This is a genomic window from Qipengyuania mesophila, from assembly GCF_019711655.1.
GTDB lineage: Bacteria > Pseudomonadota > Alphaproteobacteria > Sphingomonadales > Sphingomonadaceae > Qipengyuania > Qipengyuania mesophila.
On sequence record NZ_JAIGNU010000001.1, the window covers coordinates 1,769,733 to 1,782,437 of the forward strand.

General features: G+C 67.4%; 13 protein-coding genes. 8 read left to right on the top strand and 5 right to left on the bottom strand.

Annotated features, from left to right (window positions below; translation table 11 throughout):
- The first annotated feature begins 36 nt into the window (after window positions 1-36).
- Genes K3181_RS08905 through K3181_RS08920 form a run of 4 tightly spaced genes read left to right on the top strand, consistent with a single transcriptional unit; the run spans window position 37 to window position 4,529 of the window.
- Window positions 37-768 carry a class I SAM-dependent methyltransferase gene (locus K3181_RS08905; protein ID WP_221602634.1) on the top strand — a complete coding sequence of 244 codons (732 nt, stop codon included), beginning with the start codon at window positions 37-39 and terminating at the stop codon, window positions 766-768.
- A gap of 1 nt (window position 769) precedes the next feature.
- A complete protein-coding gene (gene ubiB, locus K3181_RS08910) occupies window positions 770-2,332 on the top strand; it encodes a 2-polyprenylphenol 6-hydroxylase (RefSeq protein ID WP_221602635.1) in 1,563 nt (520 codons plus the stop codon).
- Window positions 2,299-3,435, top strand: a complete 1,137-nt coding sequence (locus K3181_RS08915; protein ID WP_247714910.1) for a hypothetical protein — start codon at window positions 2,299-2,301, stop codon at window positions 3,433-3,435. The genes ubiB and K3181_RS08915 overlap by 34 nt, the downstream gene beginning before the upstream one ends.
- Window positions 3,432-4,529 carry a hypothetical protein gene (locus tag K3181_RS08920; protein WP_221602636.1) on the top strand — a complete coding sequence of 366 codons (1,098 nt, stop codon included), beginning with the start codon at window positions 3,432-3,434 and terminating at the stop codon, window positions 4,527-4,529. The genes K3181_RS08915 and K3181_RS08920 overlap by 4 nt, the downstream gene beginning before the upstream one ends.
- Here K3181_RS08920 and K3181_RS08925 read toward each other — a convergent pair.
- The gene (locus tag K3181_RS08925) at window positions 4,483-4,872 is read right to left on the bottom strand and encodes a hypothetical protein (RefSeq protein ID WP_221602637.1); all 390 of its coding nucleotides are present in this window, start codon (window positions 4,870-4,872) and stop codon (window positions 4,483-4,485) included. The two genes, K3181_RS08920 and K3181_RS08925, sit on opposite strands and share 47 nt — an antisense overlap.
- Before the next feature lie 185 nt (window positions 4,873-5,057).
- Here K3181_RS08925 and K3181_RS08930 point away from each other — a divergent pair, with 185 nt between their 5' ends.
- The 3 genes from K3181_RS08930 to K3181_RS08940 all read left to right on the top strand — a co-directional run bounded on the left by K3181_RS08930 (window position 5,058) and on the right by K3181_RS08940 (window position 7,608).
- Window positions 5,058-6,707, top strand: a complete 1,650-nt coding sequence (locus K3181_RS08930) for a bifunctional phosphopantothenoylcysteine decarboxylase/phosphopantothenate synthase (RefSeq protein ID WP_345725468.1) — start codon at window positions 5,058-5,060, stop codon at window positions 6,705-6,707.
- Window positions 6,700-7,158 carry a dUTP diphosphatase gene (gene dut / locus K3181_RS08935; protein ID WP_221602639.1) on the top strand — a complete coding sequence of 153 codons (459 nt, stop codon included), beginning with the start codon at window positions 6,700-6,702 and terminating at the stop codon, window positions 7,156-7,158. The genes K3181_RS08930 and dut overlap by 8 nt, the downstream gene beginning before the upstream one ends.
- Window positions 7,159-7,350: 192 nt before the next feature.
- A complete protein-coding gene (locus K3181_RS08940) occupies window positions 7,351-7,608 on the top strand; it encodes a YjhX family toxin (RefSeq protein WP_221602640.1) in 258 nt (85 codons plus the stop codon).
- Window positions 7,609-7,682: 74 nt separating this feature from the next.
- Here K3181_RS08940 and K3181_RS08945 read toward each other — a convergent pair whose 3' ends face one another.
- The 4 genes from K3181_RS08945 to secB all read right to left on the bottom strand — a co-directional run bounded on the left by K3181_RS08945 (window position 7,683) and on the right by secB (window position 11,785).
- Complete coding sequence (locus K3181_RS08945) at window positions 7,683-8,387, bottom strand: DUF4136 domain-containing protein (protein WP_221602641.1); 705 nt, start codon at window positions 8,385-8,387, stop codon at window positions 7,683-7,685.
- Between the two features lie 165 nt (window positions 8,388-8,552).
- Window positions 8,553-9,605, bottom strand: a complete 1,053-nt coding sequence (gene trpS / locus K3181_RS08950; protein ID WP_221602642.1) for a tryptophan--tRNA ligase — start codon at window positions 9,603-9,605, stop codon at window positions 8,553-8,555.
- A 17-nt stretch (window positions 9,606-9,622) separates the two neighbouring features.
- On the bottom strand, window positions 9,623-11,221 hold the full coding sequence (gene murJ, locus K3181_RS08955) for a murein biosynthesis integral membrane protein MurJ (RefSeq protein WP_221602643.1): 1,599 nt from the start codon (window positions 11,219-11,221) through the stop codon (window positions 9,623-9,625).
- Between the two features lie 30 nt (window positions 11,222-11,251).
- Window positions 11,252-11,785 (bottom strand): protein-export chaperone SecB, encoded by a 534-nt coding sequence (gene secB, locus K3181_RS08960; protein WP_221602644.1) that lies wholly within the window; start codon window positions 11,783-11,785, stop codon window positions 11,252-11,254.
- A gap of 254 nt (window positions 11,786-12,039) precedes the next feature.
- On the opposite strand from secB, the gene K3181_RS08965 reads away from it, so the two are divergent.
- Window positions 12,040-12,693, top strand: coding sequence for a Tim44/TimA family putative adaptor protein (locus K3181_RS08965; protein WP_221602645.1), 654 nt, complete (start codon window positions 12,040-12,042; stop codon window positions 12,691-12,693).
- Window positions 12,694-12,705 lie beyond the last annotated feature (12 nt).

Sequence of the window (12,705 nt, forward strand, 5' to 3'; positions counted from 1 at the left end):
TTGCGCCCGGCTCAATTCCCCCTAAGGCTCGCCGCCATGAACGACACCGTTTCCTTCGGCTACGAAGACATCGACGCCTCCGAGAAGACCGGCCGCGTGGGCGAGGTTTTTTCGAGCGTTGCCGCCAAATACGACATCATGAACGATGCCATGTCGGGCGGCATGCATCGCTTGTGGAAGAACCGCTTCGTCAGCCGCGTCAAACCGCAACCGGGCGAGGCGATCCTCGACATGGCGGGTGGGACGGGCGACATCGCCTTCCGCATGGCCGAGCGCGGCGCAAGCGTCACCGTCTCCGATATCAATCAGGACATGCTCGACGTCGGCATCGAACGCGCGATGGAGCGCGGGATCGACGGTCTGGTTTGGTCGCGCCAGAATGCCGAGGAACTGACCTTCTCCAGCCGCATCTTCGATGCCTACACCATCGTCTTCGGCATCCGGAACGTGACCTTCATCGACAAGGCCCTGCGCGAAGCGCACCGCGTGCTGAAGTTCGGCGGGCGCTTCTACTGCATGGAATTCAGCCAGACCGACTGGCCCGGCTTCAAGGAAGTCTACGACCTCTATTCGCACCGGCTCATGCCCAAGATCGGCAAGGCGATCGCTAATGACGAGGACAGCTATCGCTACCTTGCCGAATCGATCCGTCGCTTCCCCAAGCCGCCCGAATTCGAAGCGATGATCCGCAAGGCGGGGTTCGAGAACACGCGCGTGGAATCGATCCTCGGCGGCGCGGTGAACATCCATTCGGGGTGGAAGGTCTAGGGTGGCACGACCCTCGACGCATATCTGGCGGCTTCTCAAATGGGGCCGCACGCTGGCGCGGCACGGCGCCTTGCGCGGGATCGAGCACGATCCCAACACCCCCCCGCCGGTCAAGCGACTCGCTCGCATCGCGCGCTTCGGTACTCGACAGCCGCTCACGCCCGACTATGCCGGTGCCTTCCGCGATATCGGGCCGGCGGCGATCAAGCTCGGCCAGACGCTGGCGACGCGGCCCGACCTGGTCGGCGAGGATGCGGCGCGCAATTTGCTGACGCTGCAGGACGATCTGCCGCCGGTGCCGTTCGAGCAGATAAAGGAGAGCATCGAGGCGAGCTTCGAGCAGCCGCTCGAAGCCCTTTATGCCGAATTCGACCCCGTGCCGATCGGTGCCGCCTCGATCGCGCAGGTTCACCGCGCGGTCACCACCGAAGGACGGCAGGTCGCGGTCAAGGTGCTGCGCCCCGGCGTGCGCGAGCAGTTCGCGCGCGACATCGACACCTACGAATGGGCCGCCGCGCATGTCGAGGCAATGGGCGGCGAGGCCGCGCGCCTGCGCCCGCGGCTGGTCATCGCCAATTTCAAGCGCTGGACCAATCGCGAACTCGACTTGCGCCGCGAGGCCGCGAGCGCGTCCGAACTGGCCGAGCACATGGTCGGCACCGAGGGCTACGAAATCCCCGGGATCGACTGGGACCGCACCAATGGCCGCGTAATGACGGTCGACTGGGTCGACGGGATCAAGATCAGCAATGTCGAGGAACTCAGGGCAGCGGGGCACGACACCGCCGAGATCGCGAACCGCCTCGTCCTGGCCTTCCTCAAGCAGGCGATCGCCGCGGGCTTCTTCCACGCCGACATGCATCAGGGGAACCTGTTCGTGAAACCGGACGGGACCATCGCGGCGATCGATTTCGGCATCATGGGCCGGATCGACCGGCGCGCCCGCATGTGGCTGGCGGAAATCCTCTACGGACTCACGACCGGCAATTACCGTCGCGTCGCCGAGATCCATTTCGAGGCACAATACGTGCCGAGTTATCACAATGTCGACGAGTTCGCGACCGCGCTGCGAGCGGTGGGCGAGCCGATGCGCGGCAAGCCGGTGAGCGAGCTGAGCGTCGGCCAGATGCTCGACGGCCTCTTCGCCATCACGCGTGATTTCGACATGCAGACGCAGCCGCATTTGCTGCTGCTGCAGAAGACCATGGTGATGGTCGAAGGCATCGCCACCCAGCTCAATCCCAAGATCAACATGTGGGACACCAGCGCGCCCTATGTCCGCAGCTGGATCCGCGACGAACTCGGCCCCGAAGCCGCCATCGCCGATCGTATCCGCGAGGACACCGAAACGCTGCTGCGACTGCCCGAGCTGATCCGCCGGATCGAGGATCGCTTCCCGGCCAAGGGCGGCGCCCCCGAGCCGCCGCCGCTGCCCAGGATCGAATTGATGTGGGAAAGGCGCCGCCGCAGGGCGCGCAGCTCCGGACTGCTCGGCTATATCGGTGCGGCAGTGGCAGGGGGGCTCGCGGCATGGGCAGCGTTGACGCAGGGGTGGATCGGCTAGCCGACCCCGCAGCGGCGCCCGCCTGGGACCGCTTCGCCCATTGGCGCCCATGGCCGGCGCGGGTGCTGCTGGCGGTCGTCGCGGCCTTGCTGGTGCTGGCTGCGCTCACGCCGCTCACCGCCAGCATGGATGGCACGCCCTCCGAAGTGCCCGATCTCGTTGCCGAGGAAGCGGCGTCCGAACCCGAACGCGACGACGACCTCGCCTTCTACGATCGTGTCATCGAGCGCATCGCGGGTGGCGAGAACTATTACGACTTCATCGTCGAGGAACAGCGCGCGAGCGACTATCCCGTCCGCCCGGGCATCGCCGTCCGCCTGCCGACGCTCGCCTATCTCCATGCCTGGCTCGGCGAGCCGGGGATGCTGGTGCTGGCGGTGCTGCTGCTGGGCGCCTGCGTCTGGGCGTGGTGGAGGAGGCTGGGTGATGAACCCGGCGGCCCGCCGCGGCAGCGGATCGGCGCCGCGCTGATGCTCATGGGCGGATCGCTCGGCCTCAACCGCTACTATTTCGTGCTCCACGAGCTGTGGGCGGGAATGCTGCTCGCGCTCGCCTTCGCGTTGCATCGACCGGGGCGCTGGGGAGCCTCGCTCGCGGTCGCCGCACTGGCGCTGGCGATCCGCGAGCATGCGCTGCCCTTCGTCCTGCTGATGGGCGCGATGGCTGCGTGGCGCCGCGACTGGCGGGAGACGGCGGCATGGGCCATGCTGGTGCTCGTCTTCCTCGCCGCGATGGCCTGGCATCTCTCGCTCATCGCGCCGCATGTCCTGCCCACCGATCCCGCAAGTCCCGACTGGCTGGTGATGCGCGGCCTCTCGGGCTGGCTCGGCAATGTCGTGCTGAGTTCGAACCTGCGCTTTCTCCCGCATGCGATTGCCGGGCCGCTGGTACTGCTCATGGTGCTCGGCTGGGCGGGTTGGAAGTCGCCCGCCGGAGCGACGGGCACGCTGCTCTATGTCGGCTATGGGCTCGCCTTCATGCTCGCCGGGCGGGCAAACAATTTCTACTGGGGCGCGGTGGTCGCGCCGGCGATGTTCGTCGGGATCGCCTTCGTGCCCATGGCGCTCGCCTCGCTGGTACGGTCCGCACGGGCGCGCGCATGACGCTGCCCGATCGCCCGCTGCGCCTGCTGCCGCGCTGGGCCGCGGCGCTGCTCCTCCTGCTGACGGCGCTGGCCTGCGTCTGGAGCGGGCCGGCGATCACCGCGCGCCATCTCGAGCACGATGCCGATATCGCGAAGCGCACCCAGCTCGGCGAGCGCCCCGACATGGACCTCTACAGCAGCATCGATACGCGTGTTGCGGCGGGCGAGGACTATTACCACGTCGCCGCCGAGCTGCAGCGCGAGCGGGGGTTTCCGACCTCGCCCTTCGTCACCATCCGGACGCCGGTCCTCGCCTGGACCACCGCGCTGTGGGGGGCGCAGGGCTGGCGGATCATCGCGGTGTTGCTGTGGGCCGCCAATATTTTCGCCTGGTTCGCCGTGCTGGGCGGGCAGGCACGCAAGCCCGAACGCTATGCCGCCGCGCTGCTCGCGGGCTATTTCGGCATGCTCACCTTCTTCGAGAAGATCGCGCTCAGTCACGAGGCGCTCGCCGGGCTGATGCTGTCGCTCGCGCTGGCGCTGTCGTTCCGCAAGGCCTGGTGGGCGGCGCTGGCGCTGGCCAGTTTCGCCATCGCCCTGCGCGAACTGGCGCTGCCCTTCCTGCTGGCCTGGGGCGCGGTGGCGCTGCTGGCGGGGGAGAGGAGACGGCTTGTCGGGATCGCCGCCGCGATTGCCCTGCTCGCGGTCGGGCTGGCCTTCCATGCCGCGGCGGTCGCGGCGGTGTGCCTTCCGGGCGACCTCCATTCGGAAGGATGGCTCGGCATGTTCGGCCCCTCGCTGCCCTTCTACGGCATCGACGTGACCACGCTGCTGGTCCTGCTGCCGCATGGGATCGCGGGCCCGCTGATCGTGCTCGCGCTGCTCGGCTGGCTCTCGCTCGGCGGGCGGCTGGGGGCCTTTGCGAGCCTGTGGTTCGCTGGCTTCATCGCCGCCACCGCGCTCTTCGCGCGGCTGGAGAACTTCTACTGGATGGGGCTGTTCGTCCCCGCCTACGGCGTCGGCCTCGCCTTCGCGCCGCGCGCGCTGGCCGACCTCGTCGCAAGAGTCAGCCGGTCCGCGGGGACCAGCCCCAGGACCGCATCGCCAGGATGATCGCCAGGCAATGGAAGGCCTCGACCCCCATCGGGACCATCCAGCCCTCGTAAGGTCCTTGCACCACCAGGTTGATGAAGCGCCCGGTGAAGGCGATGGCAAAGAGGCCGAGCGCAGGCAGCAGCACGTCGCCGCGCCGCCTCCATGCCCCCCAGACGAGCGACAGCGACCCGATGTAGAAGAAGGCGGTCATGTCGCCGCGCAGCGTCGCTTCGCCGTGGCGCGAGACGATGGCGAGGCCGAAATCGCTCGCTCCGCCGGCCGGATCGACCAGGAAGCTGGTACCCAACACCAGGTCGAGGATCGCCAGCGCAAGCAGCACCGCGCTCAGGATCACATGCATCGAATTTCCCCCGTTACCCCTTTATTCACCACGGAAGGGTAAGGCGTAACTGGAAAAACGCCAGCGCTCGATGCTGGCAATGCCACACGGGGGGCGCTAGCAAGCGCAGCAATGATCGGTTCGGAATGCATTTGCCGTTGCGCGCACATCTGCGCGGACCTGGCGCGCGCCCGCAGGGGTGCGGCGTGAGCGGCCCCAAGATCCTGCTCGTGATCGGCGGCGGCATCGCTGCCTACAAGTCGTGCGAGCTGGTCCGCCTGATCCGCCGGGCGGGTGGCGACGTGACCTGCGTGCTGACCGATGGCGGACAGCAGTTCGTCACCCCGATGGCGCTCGCCGCCCTGTCCGAGAACAAGGTCTATACCTCGCTGTTCGATCTCAAGGACGAGGTCGAAATGGGGCATATCCAGCTGAGCCGCGAGGCCGACCTCGTGGTCGTGTGTCCGGCGACGGCGGATTTGCTCGCCAAGATGGCTGCGGGCATTGCCGACGATCTCGCCACGACGCTGATCCTCGCCACCGACAAGCCGGTGCTGACCGTGCCGGCGATGAACGTGCGGATGTGGGAGCATTCGGCGACGCAGCGCAATGTCGACTGGCTGCGCCAGGCGGGCGTGGCGGTGATGGAGCCTGACGAGGGACCGATGGCCTGCGGCGAGTTCGGCCCCGGCCGCCTGCCCGAACCGCCCGCGGTCCTGGGCCGGATCGCCGAGGAGCTCGATCTGGACCTCGACCTTCCCGAGCTTTCCGCTACCGCTCCGGCACAACTCGCCGCACCGGCGGATGAAGAGGAGCACCTCGAGGCTCTCGAGCCCGAACCCGAGGAGGAAGTCGAGAAGAGCGGCGGCGGGCTTGGCGGGCTGCTGGCGATGATCATCCCGCGCTCGACCCCGCAGCGCAGCCACGAGGACATCGAGGCCGAGCTCGACGAACAGCCTGAACCCGATGTGGAAGCGTTTGACGCGGTGGAAGAACCCGTCCCGCCCGAAGCACTCGCCGATGCCGGCCCGATCCTCGCGACCAAGGGCAGGGCTTCCGCCGCACCGCCGACCGATCCCGGGGCGCTGGCCTATGACGCCGACGATGCGCAGGCGCGCGCCGTCGCCTTCGACGCCTCGCCGCTCGCCGGTCAGGCGGCGTTCGATCCCGATCCCGAGCATCGCCCGCTCTACGGCAAGCACGTGCTGGTCACCGCCGGGCCGACGCACGAGCCGATCGATCCGGTGCGCTATATCGCCAACCGGTCGAGCGGGAAGCAGGGCTTCGCCATCGCCGGCATGGCCGCCGCCGCCGGCGCGCGCGTGACGCTGGTTGCCGGCCCGGTCAACCTGCCGACTCCGGTCGGGGTCGATCGCGTGGACGTCGAGACCGCCGAGGACATGGCCGAGGAGGTGCGCAACGCCCTTCCCGCCGACGTCGCCTTCATGGTCGCCGCCGTCGCCGACTGGCGCAGTCGCCACGTCGCGGGCGAGAAGATGAAGAAGCGCGGCAGCGCACCGCCTGCGCTGATCCTGGCGGAGAACCCCGACATCCTCGCCAGCACCGCGGCAGGGCGCAAGCGTCCGGCGTTGCTGATCGGCTTTGCCGCCGAGACCGAAAACGTGGTCGAGAACGCAAAGTCCAAGCGCAAGCGCAAGGGCGCCGACTGGATCATCGCCAACAACGTCTCCTCTGCCGAGGGAGACGGCGTGATGGGGGGGGACCTCAACCAGGTGCACATCGTCACTTCGGCGGGGATCGAGAGCCTGCCCGAAATGCCCAAGGAAGACGTTGCGCGCGAACTGGTGGCCCGTGCCGCCGCCGCGCTGCAATCGATAGAGGAAGAGCATGGCTGACCGTATCGGCGTGCAGGTGAAGCGCCTGCCGCATGGAGAGGGGCTCGCGCTGCCCGCCTATGCCACCGGCGGTGCGGCGGGGATGGACGTGCTTGCGGCGGAGGATGTCACGCTCGCCCCCGGCCAGCGGCACGCGGTCGCGACCGGCCTCGCGCTGGCGATCCCGCAGGGTTACGAGATCCAGGTCCGGCCGCGCTCGGGCCTCGCGCTCAAGCACGGCATCACCGTGCCCAACACGCCGGGGACGATCGACAGCGACTATCGCGGCGAGTTGAAGGTCATCCTGATCAACCACGGCGCGGGAGACTTCACCATCGCGCGCGGCGACCGTGTCGCGCAGCTGGTGCTGGCGCCGGTCACGCAGGCGGCATGGGACGAGGTCGACGAGCTCGACGAGACCACGCGCGGTGCGGGTGGCTTCGGTTCGACCGGGGGCCACGCCAAGCTGTGAGCGCTTGACGCCGCAACCTCGCCGACGCAGGATCGCGCCATCGCCTCCGCGATCCGAAGGAACTATGTCAGAGATTGCCATCCGCTGAGCCGCCCGCTCCGCAGTCCGCTGCGGGACCGGGCAGATGCGCGCGCCGTGCGGCCCATAGCCGTGCCTGCTGCGCGCCCGATGCCAGCAGATGGAATCCCGAAATTGAATATCTCGAAATACGAACAGCGCGTGTTGCACGCGCTGGCGCAGGGCGGGCGGATCGACTTCCTCCGCAATACGAACGGCCGGGTCGAAGTGGTCGATTGCTTCAACCGCGACGGCTTCCGCCTGAGCGACTGTACGCTTGGCGTGTTCGAACGCCTGCGCAAGCGGCGTTTGATCCGCAGCCAGGGCGGGGCGCCCTATCGCATCACCCGAGAGGGGCTGGCGGCCGTGCGCGCGCAGCTGGACAACCGCTAGCGTAGCCCTGAAAGAGAAAGGGCGGCCCGATCCGGAGCCGCCCTTTCCGATTGTCCCGTCCGGGAAAAGTCCCTTCAGTCGATCTTGCGGACGGTGGTCTTTTCCGGCGCGATCGAGATGCGCAGCGTTTCACCCGAATTGCCGGGGAAGTCGGTGAACATCGCTTCGACCAGGTTCGGTACCAGGTACTGCAGCCGGTTCGAGGTCGACATCGCCTGCGCCTTGCCTTCGAACAGGCGTTCGCCGGTCGCGGCACGGTCGATCTTCAGGTCGATCCCGCTGGTGTAGACGGTGTAGCTGCGCACGTCGGGCCCGTCGAACCAAGGGTCGTAGAAGCCGAAGCCCCAGCTGCTGCCGTAGTAGCGCGGACGGTAGAAACCCGGGCGGGTGCGGTAACCCCAATAGGAGCGATAGCCGTACCACGGATCGTAGAACGGATCGCGGAACCCGCTTGAGCGGACGCGCTCGCGGCCCTTGTCGACGCCGTAGTCGAATCGCACCAGCAGGCTCGCCTGCTCCGGCGAGGCGGCCTCGGCATAGCCGAGCCGGCTCATCTGCGCCTCGACGAGATCGGCATATTGCGAGAACTCGAGCCCGCCAGCGAGCGCCGGATCGTCGGCGACGACGAAATAGCTTTCCCCCTGCGGCGCGGGCATCTGCGTCTGGAAACGCGAGACATCGGCCTTGAAGGGCGTGGCGCAGGCGGCGAGGCCGGCGAGGAGAAGGGGAATGGAGGCGAGCTTGAGTTTGCGCCCCCAACCCAGTGGCAGGTCGGTCATGCTCAGTCCCTTTCGAACGAGGGCGTATTCAACTGTGAAACGCCCGATTGCGCAGCCCGCCGCTTCCCCGAGGCACACTGCCAGTAACTGTGCATCTTCGTAGACGAATGGCCATGAACCCGGATTGAATATCCGGATTCACATTTGTTTCAAAGGTCGAGACGGTTAGCGGACGAGGCCGAGCGCCCGATAGGTCGCATCTAGCGTGGGGCGGGCCAGTTCGCGTGCCTGCGCCGCGCCGCGCGCGAGAATCGCGTCGATGGCTTCGCGGTCGTCGAGCAGTTCGGTGAAGCGCGTGGAGATCGGCGAAAGCGTCTCGACCAGAAGTTCGCCCAGCGCGGGCTTGAACTTGCCGAAGCCCTCGCCGCCGAATTCGACGAGAATTTCGTCGACGCTGCGGCCGGATAGCGCGGCATAAATCGTCACGAGGTTGAGCGCCTCGGGCCGGCCGTCGAGACCCTCGGCCTCGCTTGGCAGCGGTTCGGGATCGGTCTTGGCCTTCTTGACCTTCTTCATGATCTCGTCGGCATCGTCGACCAGGTTGATCCGGCTCATGTCCGACGGGTCTGACTTGCTCATCTTGGCGCTGCCGTCGCGCAGCGACATGATCCGCGCGGCCTGCGGCGGCACGATCGGATCGGGCAGGGTGAAGACCGGCGCTTCTTCCGAGGCGAAGTCGTTGTTGAACTTCTGCGCGATGTCGCGCGCCAGCTCGAGATGCTGCTTCTGGTCCTCGCCCACCGGGACATGCGTCGCCTGGTAGAGCAGCACGTCGGCCGCCTGCAGCACGGGATAGGCGAACAGCGCGACCGACTGGCCCTCGCGGTTCTTGCCCGCCTTGTCCTTCCACTGCGTCATGCGATTGAGCCAGCCCATCCGCGCGGTGCCGTTGAGCAGCCATTGCAGTTCGGCATGCGCGGGGACCTGCGCCTGGTTGAACAGCACGCTGCGCTGCGGATCGATGCCGCAGGCGACCAGCGCCGCGGCCATCTCGAGCGTGCCCTTCTTTAGCTCGGCTGGGTCGTGCGGCTGCGAGATCGCGTGGAGGTCTGCGAGGAAGAACAGGCACTGGTTCCTGTCTGCGCTACCGCCTGCGGCTGCTTGAGCGCGGTTGCCCTCCTCCATCTCGTCCTGCATCCGCACCCAGTTGCGGATCGCCCCCAGGTAATTGCCGAGGTGGAGATTGCCGGTGGGCTGGATGCCGGAAACTACGCGCATGGAAAGAAAGCTACCTGTCAGTTCGATGGGTCGGAAGCGGCGGCGGGCCGCTTGCGCCGTAGCTGCGCGACGAGGTCCTTGTCGAGGGCGCCCACGACATAGGCGGTGGCGAAGAACGCCGCCGCCCCTGCCGCGACGAGCGCGGCGAGCGACCAGATGCGGCTGAGCGCATCGCCGCGCCAGAAGGGTTCGAGTGCCGGTGTCAGCCACCAGAGCAGTGCGCCCATCACTGCCGTCGCGACCACTTGCCGGGCGATCCGGCCGGCGAGCTTGCCGGTAAGGTGGAACCAGCCGCGCACCTGCAGGATCGTGTAGAGCGAGAGGACGTTGAGCGTCGCGGTGATCGCGGTCGCCGCCGCGAGGCCGACGATGCCGTAGCGCGGCACGACGTAGAAATTGAGCGCGATGTTGATCAGCAGCGCGCCGGCGGCGACGAACACGGGCGTGCGCGTATCCTCGCGGCTGAAGAAGGCGGGCTGGAACACCTTGACCAGCACGTATGCCGGCAGGCCGCAGACCAGCGCGACGACGATATTGCCCATGATCTCGGTGTCGGCGGGAGTCATCTTGCCGCCTTGGAAGATCCCGGCGGTGAAGGCCTCGGCGCAGATCGACAGCGCGACCGCGCAGGGCAGGCACAGCAGCATGGCGATCTCGACCGCATTGGCCTGGAGGCGCTGCGCTTCGCTCTTGTTGTCCGCCTGGATATGGCGCGCCAGCATCGGCAGGATGGCCGTGCCGAGCGCGATGCCGAAAACGCCGAGCGGCATCTGGTTGAGCCGGTCGGCGAGCTTGAGCAGCGTCAGCGAGCCCTGCGGCAGGCTGGTGGCGAAGAAAGTGTCGACCAGCTGGCTGATCTGGTAGATGCCCGCGCCGAAGGTTGCCGGCAGCATCAGCATCATCAGCCGCTTCACTTCGGGGGTGAAGGAGGGAACCTTGATCTTCAGGTGGACGCCCGCGCGCCGCGATGCCCACCACATATAGGCCAGCTGCGCCACGCCCGCGAGTGTCAGCGATATCGCCAGCGCCCAGGCGACGACCATGTCGTCATCGCTGTCGCCGCGCAAATACCAGCCGGTCACGATGCCGCCAATCATCACGATGTTCAGCAGCACCGGCACGAAGGCGCCGGGCGCGAACTTGGAGCGGGCGTTGAGCACCCCCGAGAACATCGCCACGAGGCTGACCAGCGCGAGATAGGGGAAGGTCACCCGGCTGAGCCAGACCGAGAGTTCGAACTTGCCCGGAATGTCCTGGTATTCGCGTGCCAGCAGCCAGACGATGCCCGGCATGGCGATCATGCACAGCGCGGAAAATCCGAGCAGCACCCAGACGAAGACCGACAGCACATCGGAGGCGAAATGGTCGGCCGCTTCGTCGCCGCCACCCTCTTCGTCGTGCAGCCGGCGGGTGTACATCGGCACGAAGGCGACGCTGAAGGCGCCCTCGGCGAACAGCCGGCGAAAGGTGTTCGGCAGGGTGAAGGCCAGCTGCCAGGCATCCGCCGCCAGCCCCGCGCCAAGCACGCGCGCGAGCAGCATGTCGCGCGCAAAGCCGAACACGCGGCTGACCAGCGTCAGCCCGCCGATGGTGCCCACATTGCGGACGAGGCTCATTGGTCGAGCCCTGCCTGCGGCGTCAGTGCCTTACGCCTCGCCGACGGGCGGGGTGGCGCCCTGGCCCTGCATTTCCTGCGCGCGGGCGGCGAGCTGCTGCTGGTAGAGCGCGCCGAAATCCATCGGGTCGAGCATCAGCGGCGGGAAGCCGGCATCGCGGCTGGCGTCGGCGATGACGCGGCGCGCGAAGGGGAACAGAATGCGCGGAGCTTCGGCGAAGAGGAAAGCATGCGCCGCCTCGTCGGGCAGGTTGCGCATTCCCATCAGGCCGCAATACGCCAGGTCGATGAGGTACTGATTGCCCTGGCTGGTCTTGGCGGTGCAGGTGATCTTCAGCGTGACCTCATGCACTTCCTCGGCGACCTTGTCGGCGGCGATGTTGAACTGCACATCGAGCTGCGGCTGCTCGGTCCACTGGAAGCACTGCGGCGCATTCGGATTCTCGACCGAGAGGTCCTTGATGTACTGCGAGATCACGCCGGCGCTGGGCTGGTTGTCGGCGCCGTTGGCGCCCGCTGCGGGATCCGGGTTGAGGTCGGTGAGAACGTCGCCTTCGTCGGCCATGTGAATTCGCTTTCCAGTTATCCGATTTTGCGCCCGGGCGTGCGGCAGCGGGCCGCGCCGGGGTTTCGGTGCGCGCGCCTAGCACTGTCGGGCGCGCGTAGCAATGCGGTCTCCGCCGCCGGTCGCGGGCAGGGCCATCGTTCATCGCAGGAACATTGTCGGTTTGTAATTCGTCCCTATCTAGGGCAGGACATTCGTTGGACTGCCGGGGGCGTACCGCCTCCGCGTGTTGAATTGGGAAGCAGGTTATCTACGTGATCACCGAGATCGTCATCCTCGCCATGATCGCCGCCTTTCTCGGGCTGCGGCTCTATTCGGTGCTCGGCCGAAGGTCGGAGCACGAAGAGGAGGTGATCCCGCACCGGTTCGAGCGGAGCGAAACGCCGCCGCCGACCGATCATGCGCCGCGCGCGCTGCGCCAGCCGGTCGTCCGAATTGCCGGCGAGGGCAGCGCGCCGGTCAACGAGGCGGGGATCCGCGCGATCGCCGCGGCCGACCCCGGCTTCGACCTGCTCGGCTTTCTCGAAGGCGCCAAGGGCGCCTATGGCATGATCCTCGAAGCCTTCTGGAAGGGCGACAAGGGCACGCTGCGCGAACTGACCGACGATGACGTATATGAGAGCTTCGCGCAGGCGATCGACGCACGCGAGGAAGCGGGCGAAACGCTCGACAACCGGCTCATCCGGATCGAGGACGCAACCGTTCGCTCGGCCGAGCTCGACGGGCGCACCGCGCGGATCAGCGTGCTGTTCGTCGCCGATATCGCCGCCGTCACCCGGGATGCAGACGGCAATGTCGTCGCTGGTTCGCTCGACGATGCGATCGAAAGCCGCGACGTGTGGACCTTCAGCCGCAATGTCGCTTCGGCCGATCCCAACTGGGTGCTCGACGAGACCGACGAGGGCTGACGTCCCGCATCC